Origin of the sequence: Pseudomonas sp. B1(2018), assembly GCF_003097365.1 — a bacterium.
Classification (GTDB): Bacteria; Pseudomonadota; Gammaproteobacteria; order Pseudomonadales; family Pseudomonadaceae; genus Aquipseudomonas; species Aquipseudomonas laurylsulfatiphila.
The window spans coordinates 259380-283178 of sequence record NZ_PYUK01000002.1 but is presented as its reverse complement, the minus strand read 5'-3'; the positions used below and the strand labels follow the sequence as shown (position 1 = coordinate 283178).

Annotated in this window: 24 protein-coding genes; 13 read left to right on the top strand and 11 right to left on the bottom strand. The window is 60.6% G+C overall.

Going from position 1 to position 23799, the window contains the following annotated elements:
* Nucleotides 1–117 precede the first annotated feature (117 nt).
* The 6 genes from dadA (at nt 118) to C9422_RS03765 (ending at nt 6362) form a co-directional block, all read left to right on the top strand.
* Complete coding sequence (dadA, locus tag C9422_RS03790) at nt 118–1422, top strand: D-amino acid dehydrogenase (RefSeq protein ID WP_095964443.1); 1305 nt, start codon at nt 118–120, stop codon at nt 1420–1422.
* The gene (locus C9422_RS03785; RefSeq protein ID WP_007975152.1) at nt 1394–1747 is read left to right on the top strand and encodes a RidA family protein; all 354 of its coding nucleotides are present in this window, start codon (nt 1394–1396) and stop codon (nt 1745–1747) included. The genes dadA and C9422_RS03785 overlap by 29 nt, the downstream gene beginning before the upstream one ends.
* Before the next feature lie 99 nt (nt 1748–1846).
* On the top strand, nt 1847–2920 hold the full coding sequence (gene alr, locus C9422_RS03780; protein ID WP_116579743.1) for an alanine racemase: 1074 nt from the start codon (nt 1847–1849) through the stop codon (nt 2918–2920).
* A gap of 128 nt (nt 2921–3048) precedes the next feature.
* Nucleotides 3049–3597, top strand: coding sequence for a cupin domain-containing protein (locus C9422_RS03775; RefSeq protein WP_007975150.1), 549 nt, complete (start codon nt 3049–3051; stop codon nt 3595–3597).
* 182 nt (nt 3598–3779) lie between these two features.
* Nucleotides 3780–4202: a cytochrome c5 family protein gene (locus C9422_RS03770; protein ID WP_116579742.1), complete on the top strand. Its 423-nt coding sequence runs from the start codon at nt 3780–3782 to the stop codon at nt 4200–4202.
* A 237-nt stretch (nt 4203–4439) separates the two neighbouring features.
* On the top strand, nt 4440–6362 hold the full coding sequence (locus C9422_RS03765) for an acetyl-CoA hydrolase/transferase C-terminal domain-containing protein (protein ID WP_116579741.1): 1923 nt from the start codon (nt 4440–4442) through the stop codon (nt 6360–6362).
* A gap of 128 nt (nt 6363–6490) precedes the next feature.
* Here the strand turns inward: C9422_RS03765 and C9422_RS03760 are convergent, their stop codons facing one another.
* The gene (locus tag C9422_RS03760; protein WP_007975145.1) at nt 6491–7063 is read right to left on the bottom strand and encodes a xanthine phosphoribosyltransferase; all 573 of its coding nucleotides are present in this window, start codon (nt 7061–7063) and stop codon (nt 6491–6493) included.
* A gap of 55 nt (nt 7064–7118) precedes the next feature.
* Nucleotides 7119–9128 (bottom strand): DNA helicase Rep, encoded by a 2010-nt coding sequence (rep, locus tag C9422_RS03755; RefSeq protein WP_007975144.1) that lies wholly within the window; start codon nt 9126–9128, stop codon nt 7119–7121.
* A gap of 264 nt (nt 9129–9392) precedes the next feature.
* Here rep and C9422_RS03750 point away from each other — a divergent pair, with 264 nt between their 5' ends.
* Nucleotides 9393–11063, top strand: a complete 1671-nt coding sequence (locus C9422_RS03750) for a bifunctional diguanylate cyclase/phosphodiesterase (protein WP_116579740.1) — start codon at nt 9393–9395, stop codon at nt 11061–11063.
* 47 nt (nt 11064–11110) lie between these two features.
* On the opposite strand, the gene C9422_RS03745 is transcribed toward C9422_RS03750, so the two are convergent.
* Complete coding sequence (locus tag C9422_RS03745) at nt 11111–12508, bottom strand: NorM family multidrug efflux MATE transporter (protein ID WP_116579739.1); 1398 nt, start codon at nt 12506–12508, stop codon at nt 11111–11113.
* A 158-nt stretch (nt 12509–12666) separates the two neighbouring features.
* On the opposite strand from C9422_RS03745, the gene C9422_RS03740 reads away from it, so the two are divergent.
* The gene (locus C9422_RS03740; protein WP_116579738.1) at nt 12667–13587 is read left to right on the top strand and encodes a LysR substrate-binding domain-containing protein; all 921 of its coding nucleotides are present in this window, start codon (nt 12667–12669) and stop codon (nt 13585–13587) included.
* Nucleotides 13588–13756: 169 nt separating this feature from the next.
* Here C9422_RS03740 and C9422_RS03735 read toward each other — a convergent pair whose 3' ends face one another.
* Both C9422_RS03735 and C9422_RS32160 read right to left on the bottom strand, forming a co-directional pair.
* Entirely contained in the window at nt 13757–15250 is a 1494-nt protein-coding gene (locus C9422_RS03735; protein WP_116579737.1) for a YifB family Mg chelatase-like AAA ATPase, read from the bottom strand.
* Nucleotides 15251–15430: 180 nt separating this feature from the next.
* A complete protein-coding gene (locus C9422_RS32160) occupies nt 15431–15601 on the bottom strand; it encodes a hypothetical protein (protein WP_165824748.1) in 171 nt (56 codons plus the stop codon).
* Between the two features lie 227 nt (nt 15602–15828).
* On the opposite strand from C9422_RS32160, the gene C9422_RS03730 reads away from it, so the two are divergent.
* Nucleotides 15829–16092, top strand: a complete 264-nt coding sequence (locus C9422_RS03730; RefSeq protein ID WP_116579736.1) for a HigA family addiction module antitoxin — start codon at nt 15829–15831, stop codon at nt 16090–16092.
* An 11-nt stretch (nt 16093–16103) separates the two neighbouring features.
* Here C9422_RS03730 and C9422_RS03725 read toward each other — a convergent pair whose 3' ends face one another.
* Together C9422_RS03725 and C9422_RS03720 are read right to left on the bottom strand one after the other, a co-directional pair.
* Entirely contained in the window at nt 16104–16622 is a 519-nt protein-coding gene (locus C9422_RS03725) for a Bro-N domain-containing protein (RefSeq protein WP_116579735.1), read from the bottom strand.
* A gap of 389 nt (nt 16623–17011) precedes the next feature.
* The gene (locus C9422_RS03720) at nt 17012–17272 is read right to left on the bottom strand and encodes an accessory factor UbiK family protein (RefSeq protein WP_007980822.1); all 261 of its coding nucleotides are present in this window, start codon (nt 17270–17272) and stop codon (nt 17012–17014) included.
* A 419-nt stretch (nt 17273–17691) separates the two neighbouring features.
* On the opposite strand from C9422_RS03720, the gene glnK reads away from it, so the two are divergent.
* The 4 genes from glnK (at nt 17692) to sutA (ending at nt 20468) form a co-directional block, all read left to right on the top strand.
* The gene (gene glnK, locus C9422_RS03715; protein WP_002555808.1) at nt 17692–18030 is read left to right on the top strand and encodes a P-II family nitrogen regulator; all 339 of its coding nucleotides are present in this window, start codon (nt 17692–17694) and stop codon (nt 18028–18030) included.
* 35 nt (nt 18031–18065) lie between these two features.
* A complete protein-coding gene (locus C9422_RS03710; RefSeq protein ID WP_104450262.1) occupies nt 18066–19403 on the top strand; it encodes an ammonium transporter in 1338 nt (445 codons plus the stop codon).
* Between the two features lie 214 nt (nt 19404–19617).
* Entirely contained in the window at nt 19618–20043 is a 426-nt protein-coding gene (locus C9422_RS03705) for a secondary thiamine-phosphate synthase enzyme YjbQ (RefSeq protein ID WP_015097344.1), read from the top strand.
* Between the two features lie 101 nt (nt 20044–20144).
* Nucleotides 20145–20468 (top strand): transcriptional regulator SutA, encoded by a 324-nt coding sequence (sutA, locus tag C9422_RS03700; RefSeq protein WP_007980816.1) that lies wholly within the window; start codon nt 20145–20147, stop codon nt 20466–20468.
* A 157-nt stretch (nt 20469–20625) separates the two neighbouring features.
* Here sutA and C9422_RS03695 read toward each other — a convergent pair whose 3' ends face one another.
* The 4 genes from C9422_RS03695 to dapF are packed head-to-tail and all read right to left on the bottom strand — an operon-like array spanning nt 20626 to nt 23795.
* A complete protein-coding gene (locus C9422_RS03695) occupies nt 20626–21327 on the bottom strand; it encodes an HAD family hydrolase (protein WP_116579734.1) in 702 nt (233 codons plus the stop codon).
* The gene (xerC, locus tag C9422_RS03690; RefSeq protein WP_116579733.1) at nt 21324–22223 is read right to left on the bottom strand and encodes a tyrosine recombinase XerC; all 900 of its coding nucleotides are present in this window, start codon (nt 22221–22223) and stop codon (nt 21324–21326) included. The genes C9422_RS03695 and xerC overlap by 4 nt, the downstream gene beginning before the upstream one ends.
* A gap of 2 nt (nt 22224–22225) precedes the next feature.
* On the bottom strand, nt 22226–22951 hold the full coding sequence (locus C9422_RS03685) for a DUF484 family protein (RefSeq protein WP_007980809.1): 726 nt from the start codon (nt 22949–22951) through the stop codon (nt 22226–22228).
* A 13-nt stretch (nt 22952–22964) separates the two neighbouring features.
* Nucleotides 22965–23795, bottom strand: coding sequence for a diaminopimelate epimerase (gene dapF, locus C9422_RS03680; RefSeq protein ID WP_116579732.1), 831 nt, complete (start codon nt 23793–23795; stop codon nt 22965–22967).
* Nucleotides 23796–23799 lie beyond the last annotated feature (4 nt).

Sequence of the window (23799 nt, the reverse complement as noted above, 5' to 3'; positions counted from 1 at the left end):
GTCGCCAAATATAGGCGCTTATATAGTGAAATGCACTGGCAAATCTTTTTTACACTGCGCGCATCTAAAGCTCTGAACAACAAACGTCAGCGGTTAGCCGCGATGAGGGATATGAAAATGCGCGTCATGGTCTTGGGCAGCGGCGTCATCGGTACCACCAGTGCTTATTATCTGGCCCGTGCCGGGTTTGAAGTGGTGGTCGTCGACCGGCAGCCGGCTGCTGCCATGGAGACCAGTTTCGCCAACGCCGGGCAGGTCTCGCCGGGTTATGCCTCGCCGTGGGCCGCACCGGGCGTGCCGCTCAAGGCCATCAAGTGGCTGTTGCAGCGCCACGCGCCCTTGGCAATCAAGGCCACTGCCGACATCGACCAGTACCTGTGGATGGCACAGATGCTGCGCAACTGCACCGCCAGCCGTTACGCGGTGAACAAGGAGCGCATGGTCCGTCTGTCCGAGTACAGCCGTGACTGCCTCGATGAACTGCGTGCCGAAACCGGCATCGCCTACGAAGGCCGCAGCCTGGGTACGACCCAATTGTTCCGCACCCAGGCTCAACTGGACGGCGCCGCGAAAGACATCGCCGTGCTGAAAGAGTCCGGCGTGCCGTTCGAGCTGCTCGACCGTGAAGGCATCGCTCGCGTCGAGCCAGCGCTGGCCAGCGTGACTGACATCCTCGCCGGTGCCCTGCGCCTGCCGAACGATCAGACTGGTGACTGCCAGATGTTCACCACCAAGCTCGCAGAAATGGCTGCGAACCTCGGTGTGCAATTCCGTTTCGGCCAGGACATTCAGCGCCTCGACTTCGCCGGTGACCGCATCAACGGCGTATGGATCGACGGCAAGCTGGAAACCGCCGACCGCTACGTGCTGGCCCTGGGCAGCTATTCGCCGCAACTGCTCAAGCCGCTGGGGATCAAGGCGCCGGTGTACCCGCTCAAGGGCTACTCCCTGACCGTGCCGATCACCAACTCGGCGATGGCCCCGACCTCGACCATTCTCGACGAGACCTACAAGGTCGCGATCACCCGTTTCGACAACCGCATCCGCGTCGGCGGCATGGCTGAAATCGCCGGTTTTGACCTGTCGCTGAACCCGCGTCGCCGCGAAACCCTGGAGATGATCGTCAACGATCTTTATCCTCAGGGCGGTGATCTGGCCCAAGCCGATTTCTGGACCGGCCTGCGTCCGACCACTCCGGATGGCACGCCGATCGTTGGCGCCACCCCGTTCAAGAACCTGTTCCTCAACACCGGTCACGGCACGCTTGGCTGGACCATGGCCTGTGGCTCCGGCCGTTTGCTGGCTGACCTGATGGCGAAGAAAAAGCCGCAGATCAGCGCCGAAGGCCTCGATATTTCCCGTTATGGCAACAAAACCCAGGAGTCTGCAAAGCATGTCAGTCCAGCGCCAGCTCACCAATGAGCGCATGAGTCAGATCGTCACCCATAACGGCACGGTTTATCTGGCCGGACAGGTAGGCGACGACATGAACGCCGGGATTGAACAGCAGACCCGTGAAACCCTCGCCAACATCGAGCGTTTGCTCGATCTGGCCGGCACCGACAAGCACAACCTGCTGTCGGTGACGATTTACCTGAAAGACATCGATGCGCACTTCGAAGGCATGAACGCGGTGTGGGACAACTGGCTGCCAAAAGGCGTCGCCCCGGCCCGTGCCACCGTTGAAGCGAAATTGTGCGAACCGGAAATCCTGGTCGAGCTGTCGGTTGTAGCCGCTCTGCCATAAGCCTGTAAGAAAAGATCCCTCTCCCGGTGCTGTTGGTGGTTCATGCTGTCAGCCAGCGCCGGTTTTTCTTCCCGATAACCCGACCAGAAGTCTGCCGCCATGCGTCCTGCCCGTGCCCTGATCGACCTTCAAGCCCTGCGCAACAACTACCGAATCGCCCGTGAGCTCACGGGGGCCAAAGCCCTCGCAGTGATCAAGGCCGATGCCTATGGCCATGGCGCGGTGCGTTGCGCCCAGGCGCTGGAAGCCGAGGCGGACGGGTTTGCCGTGGCCTGTATCGAAGAGGCGCTGGAGCTGCGGGCGGCGGGCATTCGTGCACCGGTCCTGCTGCTGGAAGGTTTTTTCGAAGCCGATGAGCTGGCGCTGATCGTCGAGCATGATTTCTGGTGCGTGGTGCATTCGCTGTGGCAACTCGAAGCCATCGAGAAAGCGGCGTTGAGCAAGCCGATCACCGTGTGGCTGAAACTCGATTCGGGCATGCACCGCGTGGGGCTGCACCCGGCGGATTATCAGGCGGCCTATCAACGGCTGCTGGCCAGCGGCAAGGTCGCGAAAGTAGTGCTGATGAGCCACTTTGCGCGTGCCGATGAACTGCACGAACAAGCCAGTGCCGATCAGGTGGCGGTATTTGAAGCGGTGCGCAAGGGCTTGTCCGCCGAGGTCAGCCTGCGCAACTCGCCGGCGGTGCTCGGTTGGCCACAGATTCCGAGCGATTGGGTACGTCCCGGCATCATGCTCTATGGCGCCACGCCGTTCGAAGAGGCCAACGAAGTTGCCTCACGCCTGCAACCCGTGATGACCCTTGAGTCGAAAGTCATCAGTGTCCGCGAACTGCCGGCTGGCGAGCCAGTCGGTTACGGCGCCAGATTCATCACGCCCAAACCGATGCGCATTGGTGTGGTGGCCTTGGGTTACGCCGACGGCTACCCGCGTCTGGCACCGACCGGCACCCCCGTGCTGGTTGCCGGGCAACGCAGCCAGTTGATCGGCCGGGTGTCGATGGACATGCTCTGCATCGACCTGACCGATGTACCGCAGGCCGGTCTCGGTTCGACCGTCGAGTTGTGGGGCAAAAACATCCTTGCCAGCGATGTAGCCATGGCAGCCGGGACGATTCCTTACCAGATTTTCTGCAACCTGCGCCGAGTGCCACTGCTCTATTCCGGGGCTTAGTGCGCAAGGCTCCAGACCGGAAGTCGCCTCGCTGAGCAGGATTCAGGTCAAGGTGTTGTAAATACTGAACGCTGTCGCCATGATAACGTCCACTATTCCAATAATCTTGAATCCTGGAGGCGCAAGCTTTGGACGTCGGTGAACGACTGCAATCCATCCGTAGGCTCAAAGGCCTTTCCCAGCGTGAGCTCGCCAAACGGGCGGGCGTCACCAACAGCACCATTTCGATGATCGAAAAGAACAGCGTGAGCCCTTCGATCAGTTCGTTGCGCAAGGTGTTGGGCGGGATTCCCATGTCCATGGTCGAGTTCTTTTCCGAAGAAATCCTGCAGGAAAAGCCGACCCAGATCGTCTACAAGGCCAACGAGCTGATCGATATTTCCGATGGCGCCGTGACCATGAAACTGGTCGGCCGGGCGCACCCGAGCCGGGCTATCGCATTCCTCAATGAAATCTATCCGCCAGGCGCCGACACCGGTGACGAGATGCTTACCCATGAGGGTGAGGAAACCGGCATCCTGGTCGAAGGAAAACTGGAACTGGTGGTCGGCCTCGAAACTTTTGTACTCGAAGCCGGTGATAGCTACTACTTTGAAAGTACCAAGCCACACCGTTTCCGGAATCCGTTCGATGCACCTGCGCGACTAATCAGCGCAGCAACGCCGGCGAATTTCTAAGAAAAGAGGCGTCCTGCCAGCATCGCAGAGGCGCCCGGGCCGTTTTTCCGCCGCAGCCTAAGACCCTTGCGACTTTGGGGTTGTTTCAGTGCGACGGGCTTACCGCTATACTTGCGCCCGCCTGCGAACCGTGGCCGTAGGCGTGACTAGCCACCATTGAGGGTGAACGCGTGAACCTAATTATGAAAATGCTGGCTGCACCAGCAACCGTATTGGCCCTATGGGCTGTCAGTGTCAGCGCTCAAGCTGCGACCAATGACGATATTGCCAAACGCCTTGAGCCAGTCGGCCAGGTTTGTGTTCAGGGTAAAGAGTGCAAGGGCATGGAAGTGGCCGCTGCCTCCGGCGGCGGTGGCGGTGCAAAAACCCCGGATGAAGTGATTGCTAAACATTGCAACGCTTGCCACGGTACAGGCCTGATGGGCTCGCCGAAAATCGGTGATGCCGCCGCCTGGAAAGAACGTGCCGATCACCAGGGCGGCCTCGACGGCATCCTGGCCAAGGCCATTACCGGTATCAACTCGATGCCGCCTAAAGGCACCTGCGCCGACTGCTCCGATGCCGAACTCAAAGGCGCCATCCAGAAGATGTCCGGCCTGAAATAAGCCTTCATCTTGCTGCCGAAAAGCCGCTTTCGAGCGGCTTTTTTGTGCCTGTCGGTTCCCTGTAGGAGCTGCCGCAGGCTGCGATCTTTTTTATGATCAACATCTAAAGATCGCAGCCTGCGGCAGCTCCTACAAAGGTATTTGTGTCGGGCGGTTGGCCGGTACAGGCTGTTCATTGCAGCAAAGACCCGGCAATCTCGGTCCAAACCCAAGTCATGGAACGTGAGGGAGGATCCGATGGTTCAGCTGTGCTCTATCGAACAGGCAGTCGATGACGTCTTGGCGCGGTTGCCGGCGCATATCCACATGGGCCTGCCTCTGGGGTTGGGCAAACCCAATCACTTCGTCAACGCGCTGTATCGACGAGTCGCACAGTTGCCCGAGCGGCGGCTGACGATCTACACCGCGTTGTGCCTGGGCCGCCCGCCCTTGGGCGACGGATTGCAAAAGCGCTTCCTCGAACCCTTTGTCGAGCGGGTGTTCGGCGATTATCCGGAGCTGGATTTCCTCACCGACCTTCGTCGCGATCAGCTCCCGGGCAACATCCACATCCAGCAGTTTTTCATGCAGCCCGGCAGCCTGCTCAACAGTGCCACGGCGCAGCAGGATTACGTCAGCAGCAACTACAGCCATGCGGCGCGGGACATCAATGCCGCCGGTTTGAATCTGGTGGCGCAACTGGTGGCCAGCCATGCCGAGCATCCCGACCGCTTGAGCCTGAGCTGCAACCCCGACATCACCCTCGACCTGTTGCCGATGATCGCCAAGCGCCGCGCCGCCGGAGAAACCATCCTGATGGTCGGCCAGGTGCACAACGATCTGCCTTACATGCCCGGCGATGCGGAGCTCGGCATCGACACCTTCGACCTGCTGATCGATGAGAAAGACCACACCACGCTGTTTTCCACGCCGAACATGCCGGTGGGGTGCCAGGACCATTTCATCGGCTTGCATGCCAGCACTCTGGTGCGTGACGGTGGCACCTTGCAGATCGGCATCGGCTCCATGGGCGATGCGCTGACGGCGGCGCTGCTGGCGCGGCAAGCGGACAACGACGCTTACAAGGCGTTGCTGGCCGACGTAAACCTCAGCCACTGGGCGCAACTGATCGAACGCGAGGGCGGCGCCGAACCCTTCGCCAAAGGCCTGTATGGCTGTAGCGAAATGTTCGTCAACGGCTTGTTGGTGCTGGCCGATGCGGGAATTGTGCGGCGCAAGGTTTATCCGGACGTGGCGACCCAGCAACAGGCGAATGCCGGCACCCTCGACGAGACTGGTCAAACCGATGGCATCTCGGTGCACGGCGGTTTCTTCCTCGGTCCGCGCAGCTACTACGAACGCTTGCGCGAGTTGCCACAAAACAAACGGCTCGAATTCAACATGACCCGCATCAGCTACATCAACGAGCTCTACGGCCAGGAAGAACTCAAGCGCTTGCAGCGCCTGGATGCGCGGTTCATCAACACCGCGTTCACCGTGACCTTGCTCGGTGCCGCGGTGGCGGATCAGCTCGAAGACGGACGTGTGCTCAGCGGCGTAGGCGGGCAATACAACTTCGTGGTTCAGGGGCATGCGCTACAGGGCGCGCGCTCGGTGTTGCTGCTGCGCAGCTGGCGTGAGTCCGGCGGCGACGTCAGCTCGAACATCGTCTGGGAGTATGGCCACTGCACGATTCCCCGGCACTTGCGGGACATGGTGGTCACCGAATATGGCATCGCCGATCTTCGTGGCAAAACCGATGCGGCGGTGATCGAAGCCTTGCTCAATATCAGCGACTCGCGTTTTCAGTCGGGGTTGATTGAACAGGCGCAGAAGGTCGGCAAATTGCCCAAGGACTTCTGTCTCGATCCACGCTTTGCCGATAACACTCCGCAGCGTTTGCAGGAGATCCAGGCGCGGCATTCGCGGCTTTTTCCGGAGTATCCGCTGGGCTGTGATTTCACCGAGGTCGAGCGAGATGTGTTGCGGGCGCTGAACTGGCTCAAGAGCAAGTTCAAGCTGAGCGAGGTGCTGGAGCTGGGCAAGGCAGCGCTGGATGCGCCGGAGGCAGCAGCGTTCCCGGAGCATCTGGAACGCATGCAGCTGGCCAACCCGGAGGGGCTGAAGGAGGAGTTGTATCAGCGGTTGCTGCTCACCGGCCTCAAGGCCACCGCGCAATAACTGCCCACCCAAAATCAACTGTGGGAGCGAGCTTGCTCGCGATAGCGGTGTGTCAGTCAACGAGATGTCGACTGACACTATGCAATCGCGAGCAAGCTCGCTCCCACAAGGTATTACTGTGTCCCGACTTACTCGATAAAGGTCACGACACCATCGGCCAGCGACTTCACGCGAGCCAACGACTCCACGCGATAACCCTGCGAATCCAGCTCCGCACGGCCGCCCTGGAACGACTTCTCGATCACGATGCCCAGGCCCGCCACGGTCGCGCCGGCCTGCTTGATGATCGAAATCAGCGCCTGGGACGCCTTACCGTTGGCCAAAAAGTCATCGATGATCAGCACGCGGTCGCTGCTGGTCAGGTGGCGCGGGGAGATGGCCACGGTGCTTTCGGTCTGCTTGGTGAACGAGTAAACGGTCGCCGACAGCAGGTTTTCGGTGAGGGTCAGGGACTGGTGCTTGCGGGCGAAGATCACCGGCACACCGAGGTTCAGGCCGGTCATGATCGCCGGGGCGATGCCCGAGGCTTCGATGGTGACGATCTTGGTGATGCCCGAGTCCTTGAACAGCGTGGCAAATTCGTCGCCGATCAGCTTCATCAGGGCCGGGTCGATCTGGTGGTTCAGAAAGGCGTCGACCTTCAGGACCTGGTCGGAAAGCACAATGCCTTGTTCGCGAATTTTCTGGTGCAGGGCTTCCATGAAGCTGTCCTCTTTTGGCGCCTGTGCGCCGAAGGTCATATAAAAGTGGTCAATTCTAGCGCTTTAACATCGCGCGTATATCCGCCAATGCGTTGTTGCCCCGCACGGCTTTGACTTCGGTCGGTGTGTCGTCGTTGCCTTCCCAGGCCAGATCGTCCGGTGGCAACTCATCGAGGAAGCGGCTTGGTGCGCAATCGATGATCTCGCCGTACTGCTTTCGCTTGGCGGCGAAGGTGAAGGCCAGGGTCTGGCGCGCGCGAGTAATGCCCACGTAGGCCAGGCGACGTTCTTCTTCGATGGTGTCGGCTTCGATGCTGGAACGGTGCGGGAGGATTTCCTCCTCCATGCCCATGATGAACACGTAGGGGAATTCCAGGCCCTTGGACGCATGCAAGGTCATCATCTGCACGCCTTCGGCACCGTCTTCCTCTTCCTGCTGACGCTCGAGCATGTCACGCAGGACGAGTTTGCCGATGGCGTCCTCGACGGTCATTTCGCCTTCTTCGTCTTTTTCCAGGGTGTTCTTCAGCGCCTCGATCAGGAACCACACGTTACCCATGCGGTAGTCGGCGGCCTTGTCGCTGGAGCTGTTGGTGCGCAGCCAGTTCTCGTAGTCGATGTCCATGACCATGCTGCGCAGGGCGGAGATCGGGTCTTCGCCGGCGCACTGCTCGCGAACCCTGTCCATGAAGCGCTTGAAGCGCGACAGGCGATCGGTGAAGCGGCTGTCCAGATGCTCGCCCAGGCCGATTTCGTCGGTGGCGGCGTACATCGAGATCTTGCGCTCGGTGGCATAGTTGCCGAGCTTCTCCAGCGTGGTCGAGCCGATCTCGCGGCGCGGCACGTTGATCACCCGCAGGAAGGCGTTGTCGTCATCCGGGTTCACGATCAGGCGGAAATAGGCCATCAGGTCTTTCACTTCCTGACGGCCGAAAAAGCTGTTGCCGCCGGACAGGCGATACGGCACCTGGTGGTGCTGCAATTTCAGCTCGATCAGCTTGGCCTGGTAGTTGCCGCGATAGAGGATCGCGAAATCGCTGTACGGGCGGTCGGTGCGCAAGTGCAGGCTGAGGATTTCCATGGCCACACGCTCGGCCTCGGCGTCCTCGTTGCGGCAGCGGATCACGCGGATCTCGTCGCCGTGGCCCATTTCACTCCACAGCTGCTTTTCGAATTCGTGGGGGTTGTTCGAGATCAGCACGTTGGCGCAGCGCAGGATGCGGCTGGTGGAGCGGTAGTTCTGCTCCAGCATCACCACTTTCAAGGACGGGTAGTCTTCCTTGAGCAGCATCAGGTTTTCCGGGCGGGCACCGCGCCAGGCGTAGATCGACTGGTCGTCGTCGCCCACCACGGTGAACTGGTTGCGTTTGCCGATGAGCATTTTCACCAGCAGGTACTGGCTGGCGTTGGTGTCCTGGTATTCGTCGACCAGCAGGTAGCGCACCTTGTTCTGCCACTTTTCCAGGATGTCGGCGTGTTCTTCGAACAGCTTCACCGGCAGCAGGATCAGGTCGTCGAAGTCCACTGCGTTGAACGCCTTGAGCGTGCGCTGGTAGTGGGTGTAGACGATGGCGGCGGTCTGCTCCTTGGGATTGCGCGCGTTTTCCAGGGCCTGGGCCGGCAGGATCAGGTCGTTTTTCCAGGCGCCGATCATGTTCTTGATCTCGTCGACACCGTCGTCGCCCGAGTATTCCTTCTGCATGATGTCGGTCATCAGGGCTTTGACGTCGGTCTCGTCGAAGATCGAGAAGCCCGGTTTGTAGCCCAGCCGCACGTGTTCCTTGCGGATGATGTTCAGGCCCAGGTTGTGGAAGGTGCAGACCGTCAGCCCGCGACCTTCACCGGCACGCAGCAGGGTGCCGACCCGTTCCTTCATCTCGCGGGCGGCCTTGTTGGTAAAGGTCATGGCGACGATGTACTGGGCGCGGATGCCGCAGTTCTGGATCAGGTGCGCGATTTTGCGCGTGATCACACTGGTCTTGCCGGAGCCTGCACCGGCGAGCACCAAAAGAGGGCCGCCGACGTAGCTCACGGCTTCTTGCTGCCGGGGATTGAGTCGGGACATAGGTAAATTCAGGAGTCAGTCACGAAATGGGCCGGCATTTTAACAGGCTCAGCGAATTGTGCTGCTCTGTCCGACTTGTGACGTACCGCGCTATCTGTAATTGCCGGTTTTGTTACTTTCACGCAGGATGCGCAACGAATTTGCGGCTAATGTTCGTAATTCCGGATACAAAGGGCTCGTTTTGATAACTGATGTCATTGTCATTGGTCATCGGGACGGCATAATGCCCGTCGCCTACATCTTTGCAGAGTCTAGGGAGCTAGCTTGTCTACGCCTGTCGAACCCTTGCGTTTGCTGCTACTGGCCGAAGAGCCAGCGTGGGCAGCGTTGTTGCGCGAGTGTCTGGCTCCGATGGGGAGCTCGGCCGTGCTCATCAGCGCGCCGAGTTGGGAGTCGGTCAGCAGCCTGTTCGATGACAACCGCAGCGCGGTGTTATTGACCATCCCGCAACTTCAACCGGCGCCGGGCCGTTGCAGCCTGCCGACGGTGTTGCTGCTCGACCATGAGCCGCTGACCCCGCCCGACGGTGTAAGTGACTGGCTGGTGCGCGATCATCTCGATCCGGGCATGTTGCGCCGTTGCCTGCGCCATGTGCGCGAACGTGGCGTGCTGGAAAACACCCTGCAACGCCTGGCCGAGCAAGATCCGCTCACCGGCATCGCCAATCGTCAGGGCTTTCAGACCCTGTTGACGGCGCGGCTGGCGGAAAACGACGGTCGCGGCCTGGCCCTCGGTCATCTCGACCTCGACAACTTTCGTTATGCCAATGACGCCCTCGGCCATCAGGCCGGTGACCGCCTGATCCTGCAAGTGGTGGCGCGGCTCAAGAGCCAGCTTGAAGCCGGCGATCAACTGGCACGCCTGGGCAGCGATGAATTCGCGCTGCTGATCGACACCCGTCGCGCTCCCCAGCGTGCCGAGTGGATGGCCGAGCGCATCAGCGAGGCGCTGGCCGAGCCCTATTGGATCGACGGCGAAAGCTTGTTGATCGGCTCCAGCCTGGGCATTGCCCACGCCCGGGCCCAGGCCGGCGCGGACCCGCTGATGTGGCACGCGCACATCGCCATGCAGCAGGCCAAAAGCACGCAAGGTTGCACCTTTCACATTTTCAACGAGCGCATCAATCGCAATGCCCGCAGCATCGCCGACCTCGAAACCGAACTGCGCCGGGCACTGCGCCGCGATGAGCTGGAATTGCACTACCAGCCACGCCTGAACCTTGAAGACGGACAGATCGTCGGCCTCGAAGCGTTGGTGCGCTGGCGCCATGCCGAGCGCGGCTTGCTGCCACCGAGCGAATTCGTGCCGCTGGCCGAGCAAAGCGGCCTGATCGTGCCGCTGGGCTACTGGGTGATTTCCCGGGCCCTGCGCGACATGCAGGCGCTGCTTGAGCTGGGTTTGCCGCCGTTGCACATGGCGATCAACCTGTCGTTCCGGCAGTTCCAGGACAGTCAGTTGCTCTCGACCCTGAGTCGCCTGATTGCCGAGCGCGGTGTCGAGGCGCAGTGGCTGGAGTTCGAACTGACCGAAACGGCGGTCATGCGCCGCAGCGACCTGGTCAAGCAGACCATGGATGCCCTCGGGCGCCTCGGTGTGCGCTTCTCTCTCGACGACTTTGGCACCGGGTTCTCGTCGTTCGTGCACCTCAACAGCCTGCCGATCACTTTGCTGAAGATCGACAAGAGCTTTGTTGGTGGTATGGAGCAGCGTGAGGAAAACCGCAAACTGGTTCACGCGATGATCAACCTGGCGCACAACCTCAACCTTGAGGTGGTCGCCGAAGGTGTGGAAACACCGGAGCAACTGGATCTGCTGCGTGGGTTCGAGTGCGATCAGGTGCAGGGGTATTTGATCAGCAAGCCATTGCCGCTGGCCGAGTTGGTGGAATATCTGATGTTTGGCTCTGACCAACAGAGCATCGTCGAGGCCATTTAAAAGATCGCAGCCCTGTAGGAGCTGCCGAAGGCTGCGATCTTTTGACCCTAATCCGATTGAATTACCTGAAAACTGCCTTGTACCGAAGGCTCGCGCCGAATCATCCGCTTCATCTTCCACTCAAACCCCAGTGTCAAGCTCACCGCCGCACACGCCAGGCCCAGCGCCAGGCCCCACCAGACACCCGTTGGCCCCCAGTCCAGGTGGAACGCCATCCACCACGCCGCCGGAGCGCCGATCAACCAATAGCAACCCAGGCCCACCAGGAACGTGGTCTTGGCATCCTTGAGCCCGCGAATGCAGCCCATGGCGATGGTTTGCGTGCCGTCGAACAGCTCGAACCATGCCGCCACCGCCAGCAGGCTCACAGCGAGGTTGATGACATCGCGGAACGCCGGGTCGTTGTGGTCGAGAAACAGACCGACCAACTGATTCGGCAACAGCCAGAAGACCATGGCGAAACCCAGCATCGCCGCCGCCCCGAACGCAATGCCGACCCGCCCGGCCAGCCGCGCATCCAGCAGTTGCCCGGCGCCATAGTGCTGACCGATGCGCATGGTGATCGCATAGGAAATCCCCGCCGGCACCATGAACGCCACCGAAACGATCTGCAGGGCGATCTGGTGTGCGCCCAGTTGCGTGCTGCCCATGGTGCCCATGCACAGCGCGGCGAAGGCAAACAGCCCGACTTCCACCGCGTAGGTGCCGCCAATCGGCAGGCCCAGACGCCACAACTCCTTCAGGTACTGGCGGTTCAGGCGTGACAGGCCCTGACGCAGCGGATAGGCCTCATAAGCCGGATGCCGACGAATGTGCCACGCCAGCGCCAGGGCCATCAGGTTGGCGACAATCGCCGTGACCAGCCCGATGCCCATCAGCCCCAGCTTCGGCAGGCCGAACATGCCGGTAATCAGCGCATAGTTGAGCAGGAAGTTGGCCACGGTCCCGCCCAGGCTGATGACCATCACCGGTGTCGCACGGCCAATGGCGCTGGTGAACCCGCGCAGGGCCATGAAGCTCAGGTAGCCGGGCAGGGCGAACGGCAGGAAGATCAAGAACTGCCCGGCCATCTGGACATTGCTTTCGGTCTGGCCGAACAGCAGCAGCACCGGTTTGAGGTTCCACAGCAGCAAACCGGCGACCAGCGCCATCAGCCATGCCAGCCACAACCCGGCCTGGGTCAGCCGGGTCGCCCCGAGAATGTCACCGGCTCCCTGACGTATCGCCACCAGAGTGCCGACGGCAGCAATCACGCCGATGCAGAAGATCGACACGAACGAATAGGTCGCCGCGCCGAGCCCGCCACCGGCCAGCGCCTCGGGACTCAGGCGCGCCATCATCAGGGTGTCGGTGAGGACCATCAGCATGTGCGCCAACTGCGAGGCAATCAGCGGCCCCGCCAGCCGCAGGATGGCCCAGAGTTCAGTACGTGCTGGATGCTGCATGGTCATCACGCTCGATTCTGGAAGTGGACAGGAAAGCGTCGATTCTCGGCGCTCTGCGGCGTTTGCACAAAGGGATAAAAAGGATGGGTAGCATGATTCAAACTCATGCTGGATAGTTTCTGCTAGGGTATCCAAAAACCGCTGTAGGAGCTTTCCTGATGTCGCGTCGTCTTCCTCCCTTATATGCCCTGCGCGCATTTGAAGCGGCGGCGCGACACACGTCGTTTACCCGGGCCGCGGAAGAACTGTCGATTACCCAAAGTGCGGTCAGCCGACATATTCGTACGCTTGAAGAGCATTTTGCCTGCCGCTTGTTTCATCGCAGTGGCCGCAACCTGCAACTGACCGAGTCGGCCCGTTTGTTGTTGCCGGGTATTCGCGAGGGCTTCACCGCCCTGGAGCGCGCCTGCAATACCTTGCGCGCCGAAGACGACATCCTGCGCATGAAAGCCCCGTCGACCCTGACCATGCGCTGGTTGCTGGCGCGCCTCAGTCGCTTCCGCCATCTGCAACCGGGCAACGAAGTGCAACTGACCAGTGCGTGGATGGACGTCGATTCCGTGGATTTCAACGACGAGCCGTTCGACTGTGCGGTGCTGTTAAGCAACGGACATTTCCCTCCGGACTGGGAGGCGAGTTACCTGTTCCCCGAGGAGTTGATCCCGGTCGGCGCGGCCAACCTGCGGGGCGACCAACCCTGGGATGTCGAGCGCCTGAGCAGCACCGAGCTACTGCACCCGACGCCGGACCGCCGCGATTGGCGCAACTGGCTGGAGCGCATGGGCCTGGCCGAACAGGTGTCGCTCAAGGGCGGGCAGGTGTTCGATACCCTGGAACTGGGCATGATCGCCGCTGCGCGAGGCTATGGCGTGTCCATGGGCGATCTGCTGATGGTCGCGGAGGACGTGGCTCAGGGACGCTTGAGTCTGCCGTGGCCGACAGCGGTGGCCAGCGGCTTGTGTTACTACCTCGTGTGGCCGAAAACCCGTCCCGGCGGCGAACGCATGCGCCGGCTCAGCGACTTTCTGCAAAACGAAGTCCGGTCCATGGAGTTGCCGGATGTCGTGCACTTGAGCTGAAACGGGGAAGCCGCAGGAGAGGCTGGCGGCGGTTTTGCGCTCCGGGGTTGACCGCTTTCGTTGAGGTGCGGCTGAATTAGTCTTCGCGAGCAAGCCCGCTCCCACAGGAAACGACGCCGAACCTGTGGGAGCGGGCTTGCCCGCGAATGGAGCGACTCGGTTTCGATACTTACTGCGTGGCCGGCCGATACTGCAACGCCTCCGCCAGATGCTCACGGCTGATCGCATCAACCTGTTCCAGATCCGCCAGCGTCCGTGCCACCTTGAGCAAACGGTGCGCCGAACGCAGTGACAGGGTCAGTCGTTCACAGGCGGATTCGAGCCAGTGCTCATCGGCTGTGGATAACTTGCAGTGCCGGCGCAGGCCCGGCAGATCGAGAAACGCATTGGCACAACCCTGGCGGTTCTGCTGGCGCTCACGAGCCTCGGCGACAAGCACCGCAGCACTGGCGCTGTTCTCGCCTGGCTTCACTTTGGGATTCAACGCCGTGGCTTCCCGGGCGACAGTCAGATGCAGGTCGATGCGATCGAGCAGCGGCCCCGACAGCTTGTTGCGATAACGCTGCACCATGTCCGGCGTGCAGGAGCAGCGCCCGCTTGGCTCGCCAAGATATCCACAGGGACACGGATTCATCGCCGCCACCAACTGAAAGCGTGCCGGAAAGCGCACGCGATCTTTCGCCCGCGAGATGACGATATGCCCGGATTCCATCGGCTCCCTCAGGACTTCCAATACTCTGCGTTCAAACTCGGGAAGCTCATCAAGAAACAAGACGCCGTGGTGGGCGAGGGTAATTTCACCCGGCTGTGGTTTCGAGCCGCCACCCACCAAAGCGGGGCCAGAGGCGGAGTGATGGGGCTGGCGAAAGGGGCGCTGTGGCCAGTGACGCAAGGGCACACAACTGGTGACCGATTGAATCGCCGCGACTTCCAGCGCCTCGCTTTCGGTCAGCGGTGGCAGCAGCCCAGGCAAGCGACTCGCCAGCAAGGTTTTTCCGGTCCCCGGGGGGCCACTGAGTAGCAGGTTGTGAGCGCCTGCCGCCGCAATCAGCAGTGCACGCTTGGCCGCCAGCTGCCCTTGCACTTCATTCAGGTCGGGATAAGGTTTGCTGGCGCAGAGCAGCCCATCGGAAGCATAAGGCTCGATCGGTGTATGACCGTTGAAGTGCGCGACGGCCTCCAGCAAATGGTCAACAGCAATCACCTTCAGTCCCGACGCCAGGCACGCTTCCTCAGCGTTCGCCCGTGGCACCATCAGCCAGCGCCCGGCCTTGCGCGCCGCCAACGCCGCTGGCAACACCCCTCGAACTGCCCGTACCGCACCAGACAGGGCCAACTCCCCCAAACACTCCACGTCATCCAGTGTCAGCGTCGGCACCTGCACGCTGGCCGAGAGAATCCCCAGGGCAATCGCCAGATCGAAGCGCCCGCCATCCTTGGGCAAATCAGCGGGCGCCAGATTCAGCGTGATCCGCCGCGCCGGAAATTGCAGCCCCGAATTGATGATCGCACTGCGCACCCGATCCTTGCTTTCCTTCACCGCCGCCTCGGGCAGGCCGACCATGGTCAGGGATGGCAGGCCGTTGGCCAGATGAACTTCTACGGTGACGGCGGGTGCCTCCACGCCGATCTGGGCGCGGCTGTGGACGATGGAGAGGGACATGGGCGTTCCTTGAGCTAAACGGGGGCCGCTTCCTGCGGGTTTTTGAAGGGTAGACGGGGGAGAGGGAATTGGTGGGGTGGTTACGTGGGCAAAATTTCACGGGATATTGCGGTTACGAACCAGGGCATTGGCGAGGTACAAAAAAACCGCCATTTAGACGGTTTCTTTCACGAAAGAAGTTCAGCTTCGTCCACCGGCCAACCAACCACCAGGCTCAAGTTCTTTACCGCGCGCGATGGCGACTTCAAGAATGCGTCGTTGATTGGCCGATAAATTTCCAGCCAAACGACGTGCTTCGGCGTGAAGCTCAACAACTTGTAACAGCTTCGCCTTTCGCTTTTTTGGGCTCATACGCACCTCCTGCGTGCCTTTCCCATTTCTTCTCATTGCTAACGTCTATGGAATATCAAGGTGAAAAGCGTAGGGGAACGGGTCCGGGGAATAAATCAGGCCGGAGAGCTGCTTTTTGTAGGACCCTGCCGAGACAGATGAAGGACATCGGTGAAAGAGCCTGGATGGTCTTGCCGGATGAAGGCTGCTGCTTATGATCTCGCTGAATGCAGTCGTAGGAGGTGTGAATGAGCAGGAATGGGATGCGCCCGATTCATCCTGGTGAAATTCTCAGTGAGGAGTTTTTGAAGCCGCTGGGCGTTACAGCCGATGCTCTGGCTCGCTCGCTGAACGAGCCAGAGGCTGAAATAAGTGATGTTGTGAATCAGCTGAGCGGTGTCAGTATTGGTCTGGCGCAAAAGCTATCCATCCACCTGAACACCACACCCGATTTCTGGCTGAATCTGCAATCGACCTACGAGTTGCGCTCAGCCCGGATCGAGCGTGGTTGAACGTTAAATACTCAAAGCGACTGCAGGACATGTGAAGCCCGCTTCCACCACGGTTTTGCCGGGCGTCTGGCCAGCTCACGCTCTGTCATCATCTGCGGAACATCCTGCAACCGAATCCACGGCTGGTTATTCCAGTGCAGCAGGCTCAACGACATTTCCGGCCAGTTGAGCAGGCTCAGTTGTGGGCGTTCGGTTGTGGTGGGGTGTTGGGTGTCTCGCAGGGCGGGGACGACTTCGTGGGTGAGCCATTCACGCAAGGCTCGGTATTCGGGGCAGTAGTGGTAGACGAGCATGGCGTAGACACCGGATTCGCTGATCAGCAGGGTGTTTTCGATGTGACCGTGGATGAGGGTTTTGGTGGTTTGGTATTGGTCGGGATCGAGTTTTCGGAGTTGGCGGTCGTTGAGGTGGATGCGTAGTAGTCGGCCTAGGTCGCGGGCGCTGAACCAGGGTTGGTTTTGTATTAGGAGGGCGTGGAGGTGGAGTTTGTGGCGGGTGAAGATGTGGGGGGTTAGGTAGTTTTCTTCCATCGTGCAGTTCTCGGGGTCGAATGAAGAGAAACTGCCTCTGATCGTCGCCAAACGAAAAGGGTGGCAGCCATGCGCGGGTTGGCGAACCGGTGACGCCCGAAAAACCGGCAGACCTTAAGGTCTCCCACGCACAGCTGCCATAACTCAAGATGAGGAGAAACTCCCTATTTCGAATGTGGTCGTAGTGCGTCGGGGTTTTTCCAGGTCGCCAAACCCAGTGCTGAACATTCAGCGGGAATGAGCTTAGAGACCGGATACCTGGCGACGCAATCGGACGGCGGTGTGATGTTTGTAGGACGTTGCCGGGATTTTTGCGGGGCTTGGGATCAGAAGATCGCAGCCTTCGGCAGCTCCTACAGGGGGCTGTGTTTCAAAGAGGGATTGATGGGTTACTCGGTTGGCGGATTGAGCTTCGCTTCCATCTCCGCGACCTTCGTTTCAAGAGCCTCCAGCCGCGCCCGCGTGCGTGCCAGTACAACCATCTGGCTATCGAACTCTTCCCGGCTCACCAGATCCAGTTTGCTGAAGCCGCTCTGCAGCAACATTTTGAACTGGCTTTCGATTTCGGCTTTCGGCAGCGGCGTGTCACCGCTGAAGAGGCGGGAGGCGGTGCCGGTCAGGGCGTCGAGGAAGTCTTTTGGCGCGAGCATGGGCAATGTCCTGGAAACAATGACGGCCAGTGTATCACGCAGTGTCTATAGTCATTTGCGCGGGCAAGGGGTGCACGATTTTCGCGCATCGGGACGGACGGCGTCGCACCGTTGTTGTGCGTAACGTGCCGGGTGTTGTCGCGAAGTATCTGCCATCCGCCGGTAAAGACTTGAAAACAGTCAGTTTTGTGGAGATGGCAAGCTTTCTGCTTAGATGCTGGTGACCCATGCACTGATGCAGTCGCTGTGACGAATGCAGTGCGCCAGGCGAATCACGGGGAGTGCTTCGCAAGGAGCGGTTAGCTGGCGTCGGACGGGCAGGTAAGGCCGACGATGCGTTACAAAGCCAGGCACTGCGCTTAGACTTGAGACGGGTTTGTTTTCCTGGGGCAAGTCCACCAATTCGGGAGAGAGTTTTCATGAAGCTAGTCACTGCCATCATCAAGCCGTTCAAGCTGGACGACGTACGCGAGTCGCTGTCCGAGATCGGCGTGCAGGGCATTACCGTCACTGAAGTCAAAGGCTTTGGTCGGCAGAAGGGTCACACCGAGCTGTATCGCGGCGCGGAATACGTGGTCGATTTCCTGCCCAAGGTGAAGATCGACGTCGCCATCGACGACAAGGATCTGGACCGGGTAATCGAGGCCATCACCAAGGCTGCCAACACCGGCAAGATCGGTGACGGCAAGATCTTCGTGGTCAATCTGGAACAGGCGATTCGCATCCGTACCGGCGAAACCGATACCGACGCTATCTAAGCCGCCACAAACCCAACGCCCCAGGAGAAAACAATATGACTCTGCGTAAATTCGCAGGGCTAGGAGCCCTGTTGTCTATCGTAATGCCCAGCCTTGCTTTGGCGGCAGACGAAGTGGCGGCCCCGGTCCTCAACTCCGGCGACACCGCCTGGATGTTGACCTCTACAGCCTTGGTGCTGTTCATGACCATTCCCGGCCTCGCGCTGTTCTACGGCGGCATGGTCCGGTCGAAAAACATTCTTTCCGTGATGATGCAGTGCTTCGCCATTACCGGTCTGATCAGCATCCTGTGGGTCATCTATGGCTATAGCATCGCGTTCGACACCACCGGCATGGAGCAGGGCGTCGTCAACTTCAACTCGTTCTTCGGCGGCATGGGCAAGGCATTCCTTGCCGGTGTCACGCCAGCCAGCCTGACCGGTCCTGCGGCGCTGTTCCCTGAAGCGGTGTTCATCACCTTCCAGATGACCTTCGCCATCATCACGCCGGCGCTGATCGTCGGTGCCTTCGCCGAGCGGATGAAGTTCTCCGCGATGCTGGTCTTCATGGGCATCTGGTTCACCCTGGTTTACGCGCCGATTGCGCACATGGTCTGGTCCGGCAACGGCGGCCTGATGTGGGACTGGGGCGTTCTGGACTTCGCCGGCGGCACCGTGGTGCATATCAACGCCGGTGTGGCCGGTCTGATTGCCTGCCTGGTGCTGGGCAAGCGCAAAGGCTTCCCGACCACACCGATGGCACCGCACAACCTCGGTTATACCTTGATGGGCGCGGCCATGCTGTGGGTCGGCTGGTTCGGTTTCAACGCCGGTTCCGCCGCTGCGGCCAACGGTACCGCCGGTATGGCGATGCTGGTCACGCAAATCGCGACTGCCGCTGCTGCGCTGGGCTGGATGTTTGCCGAGTGGGTCACCCATGGCAAACCTAGCGCACTGGGCATCGCTTCGGGCGTGGTTGCCGGCCTGGTGGCAATTACCCCGGCTGCCGGCACCGTTGGCCCGATGGGCGCGCTGGTCATCGGTCTGGCGGCTGGCGTGGTGTGCTTCTTCTGCGCGACTACCCTGAAACGCAAACTCGGCTATGACGACTCCCTGGATGCCTTCGGCGTACACGGTATCGGCGGTATCCTCGGCGCAATCCTGACCGGTGTGTTCGCCGCGCCGTCCCTGGGTGGCTTCGGCACCGTGACCGACATCGCCGCACAAGTGTGGATTCAGTGCAAAGGCGTAGGTTTCACGGTGATCTACACCGCGATCGCCACGTACATCATCCTCAAGGTGCTGGATGCGGTCATGGGTCTGCGCATCAACGAAGAAGAAGAGGCAGTCGGTATCGATCTGGCGCTTCACAACGAACGCGGCTACAACTTGTAAGCACGCGCATAAAAAACTTGCCCGGCTTGCCGGGCATTTTTTTGTCTGAAATTTGTCATTGAAGGGTGCGCTGAAAGGTTTTTTCCTACAGGTTTTAAGATGTTTACGTCGGGTGTTTTTGTGCGGTCGAAGGCTTACATGATTGAAGGAATATTAGGGCCTTTGTTTTTTCCCAGAGCGCGCTAGAATGCGCCCCGAACGTGCGGAGAACTGTATGTGGCAACAGACTCTGATTACCTTGCGGGCGAGGCCCCGGGGCTTTCACCTGGTAACGGACGAGTTACTCGCTGGCCTGCCTGAACTCAAGGCGTGTCGGGTCGGTCTGTTGCATTTGTGGCTGCAGCATACCTCGGCGTCGTTGACCATCAACGAGAACGCCGATCCGGCGGTACGTCGCGACTTCGAACGGTTTTTCAATCGTCTGATCCCACAAGGAGCAGACGGCTATGAGCATAACGACGAAGGCCAGGACGACCTCCCGGCGCACTTCAAGGCCAGCGTGCTTGGCTGTCAGCTCTGTTTGCCGATTTCGGCAGGCCGGCTGGCGTTGGGAACCTGGCAAGGCGTTTATCTGGGCGAGCACCGCGATCATGGCGGTGCCCGTAAAGTCCTCGCCACCGTGCACGGTGAAGAGGCATAACCGCTGGTCAGCAGCGGTTGTTGATTTTTTTCCGGCAGCCTTCGACAGAGGGCAAAGCTGGGCTATAACTAATCTGCTTTTCGCAAGTCATGAGGTAGAACATGAGCGACGATGATCTGGAAAACGACGACCTCGAAGTAGGCGACGACGACGAAACCGAAGAAGGTCTGGAAGCAGCGGCGGAAGACGTCGCTGAAGACGACGGCGGTGATGCGCCGGTTCCGACCGCCAAAGGCAAGGCCAAGGCAGCGGTATCGGTCGATGAGCTGCCGAGTGTCGAAGCCAAGAACAAGGAACGCGATGCCCTGGCCAAGGCCATGGAAGAGTTCCTTGCGCGTGGTGGCAAGGTGCAGGAAGTGGAGGCCAATGTGGTCGCCGATCCTCCCAAGAAGCCGGATAACAAGTACGGCAGCCGGCCTATCTGAGCCTGCTACCCGCTTGCTGAAAAAGCCCGCCGTCGCTGCGGGCTTTTTCATGGGTGATGGAAAAGCAAAAGATCGCAGCCTGCGGCAGCTCCTACAGGGGTACACATAACCTTGTAGGAGCTGCCGCAGGCTGCGATCTTTTCAACATCACCTGAAACTAAACGGTATTCCACCGCGCCAACAACCCCGGCAATTCGGTCAGGCTGCAAATTTCGGCATCCGGCAACCGTTCCGCTTCCCAGGTCTTGCCCGCCGGGTTGAACCAGATTGCGCGCAACCCCGCCTGCTGCGCACCGGCAATGTCATCGCCCGGATGATCGCCAATATGCACCGCCGTATCAGCCGTCGCGCCGCCGCGTTGCAGGGCTTCATGGAACAGCCGCGCATCGGGTTTGGCGATGCCGATGTCTTCGGCGCACAACGCAAACTTGAAGTAGTCCGCCAGCCCCAGCCGACGCACATCGGCGTTGCCATTGGTGACCACGCCGAGGGCGTAATGGTTGGCCAGCAACTCCAGGGTCGGTTGCACCTCCGGAAATATTTCCAGCTGATGCCGGGCATGAAGGAACACTTCGAAACTCTGATCGGCCAGGTCCGACGCTTCGGCGTGGGGATATCCGGCTTCTTCCAGGGCCTGGAACAACACGCGCCGGCGCAAGGCGCTGATACGGTGCTTGAGGTTCGGCTCGATGCTCAGGATGCGTTCGCGTATGGCCCACAAATGTTCCACCGGCACCGCCCCCAGGTTGGGCGCATGTTCGGTCAGCCATGCACGCAATATGGCTTCGGCGCTGACGATGACGGGTGCGGTGTCCCACAGGGTGTCGTCGAGGTCGAAGGTGATCAACTGAATGCTCATGAATCGTCGCCCTTAATGCGTTTGGCCCTTGGGTGGGCGCTGTCGTAGACCGTGGCCAGGTGCTGGAAGTCCAGGTGGGTGTAGATCTGCGTGGTCTTGATGTCCGAGTGCCCGAGCAGTTCCTGCACCGCGCGCAGGTCCTGGGAGGATTCCAGCAGATGGCTGGCGAAGGAGTGCCGCAGCATGTGCGGATGCAGGTTCTGCCCCAGTTCGCGCTCACCGGCTGCCTTGACCCGCACCTGGATCGCTCGGGGACCGAGACGTCGACCCTGTTGGCTGACGAACACCGCACCGTCCGCCGGGTTGGCCATGGCCCGCAGTGGCAGCCACTGCTCCAGCGCTTCGCGGGCTTTTTGTCCCACCGGCAGCAGGCGGGTCTTGCTGCCTTTGCCGAGCACCTGGACCATGCCGTCGGCGAGGTCGAGTTGATCGAGATTGAGCCCTGTCAGCTCCGACAGCCGCAGCCCGGAAGAGTAGAACAACTCCAGAATCGCCTGGTCCCGACGTGCCAGGAAGTCATCCTCCACACCACCCTCCAGCAGTTGCAGGGCGCGGTCGGTGTCGAGGGTTTTCGGCAGGCGGCGTTCACCTTTCGGCGGCGCCAGGCCATTGGCCGGATCGTGGTCGCACAGGCCTTCGCGATTGAGGTAGTGATAGAGCCCGCGAACGGCCGACAGCAATCGCGCCAGGCTGCGGGATGATTGCCCTTGGGCGTGCAGGCGGGCAATCAGGCTGCGCAGGCGCTGGATGTCCAGCGCCGCCCAACTGCCGATGTTCTGTTTGACGCACCAGCCCAGCACTTTATCGAGATCGCGGCGGTAGGCCGACAGCGTGTGCGGCGACACCTGCCGCTCACTGCGCAGGTGTTCGCAGTAAGCGTCCAGTTGTCGTTCCATGTTCAGCGTACCGAGCGCAGGGAATTGTTGACCCGTGGCAGCACGCGACCCATGACTTCAGCGATGTAGCTCAGGAACAAGGTGCCCACCGAGCTTTTGTAGTGCTGCGGATCACGGCTGGCGATGGCCAGGATGCCGTGGATGCCCTGGTGGCTGATGGCGACGACCGCGGTGGAGCCGATCTGCTTGCGCTGTTCTTCGCCGAACAGGAAGTCCAGTTCATGTTCGCGCAGGCTGCCGCTGACGCTTTTGTCTTCCGAGAGCAAGCCGCCGATGGCCACTTGCGCTTCGGCGTGAGTGGCCCAGCGGCCCACCGGCATGGCGTTGTCGCCGAGCAGGATGAGGCTGACGAAGGGCACCTGGAATTCCTGGCGCAGGCTGTCTTCGACGCACATCACCACGTCTTCCAGGCTGGCGGCGTCCATCAGCGCGAGGATCAGGCGACGGGTCTTTTCGAACAGCCGGTCGTTGTCCCGGGCCACGTCCATCAAATGCGACAGGCGATGACGCAGTTCAATGTTGCGGTCGCGCAGAATGGTCATCTGACGCTCCACCAGCGACACCGTATCGCCGCGTCGATGGGGAATACGCAATGACGGGAGCAGTTCTTCGTGCTCGACGAAGAAGTCCGGATGAGCCTCCAGGTACGCGGCAACAGCCGCCGCCTCCAGGCTTTCGGACGGTGATTCGTCAGCTTGTCGTGCGGGTACCTGAGGCTTGTCTGTCATAGGTTTCGCTCACTCAAAGACGCACTTGTCCTTCGTATACGCGCACTGCCGGTCCGGTCATCATCACCGGCTGGCCAGGGCCTGCCCATTCGATGGACAAGCGCCCGCCAGGCAGGTCGATCAATAGCGGCGAATCCATCCACCCCTGGCTGATCGCGGCCACTGCGGCGGCACAGGCGCCGGTTCCGCAAGCCTGGGTTTCCCCGGCTCCACGCTCCCAGACGCGCAACTGCGCGCGGCTCCGGTCGATGACCTGGAGAAAACCGACATTGACCCGTGCCGGGAAGCGCGGGTGATGTTCGATTTTCGGTCCCAGTTCATGCACCGGCGCGTTGTTGATATCGGTGACTCGCAGCACGGCATGGGGGTTGCCCATGGACACGGCGGCCAGATCGACCGGGGTGCCGTCGACGTCGACCTGATAACTCTGGGCCTGCTCCGGTGCCTGGAACGGAATATCCGCCGGCACCAGGCGCGGGGCGCCCATGTTCACGCTGATCTGGCCGTCGTTACGCACGTCCAGTTCGATGATGCCGCTTTTGGTCTCGACGCGAATCAGCCGTTTTGCGGTCAGGCGCTTGTCGAGCACGAAACGGGCGAAGCAGCGCGCACCGTTGCCGCACTGTTCCACTTCGGAACCGTCGGCGTTGAAGATCCGGTAGCGGAAATCCACGTCCGGATTGCTCGGTGCCTCGACGATCAGCAACTGGTCGAAACCGATGCCGGTGTGCCGGTCGCCCCATTGCTTGGCATGCTTGGGCAGGATGTGCGCGTGCTGGCTGACCAGGTCGAGGACCATGAAGTCATTGCCCAGGCCGTGCATCTTGGTAAAACGCAGCAGCATGGTT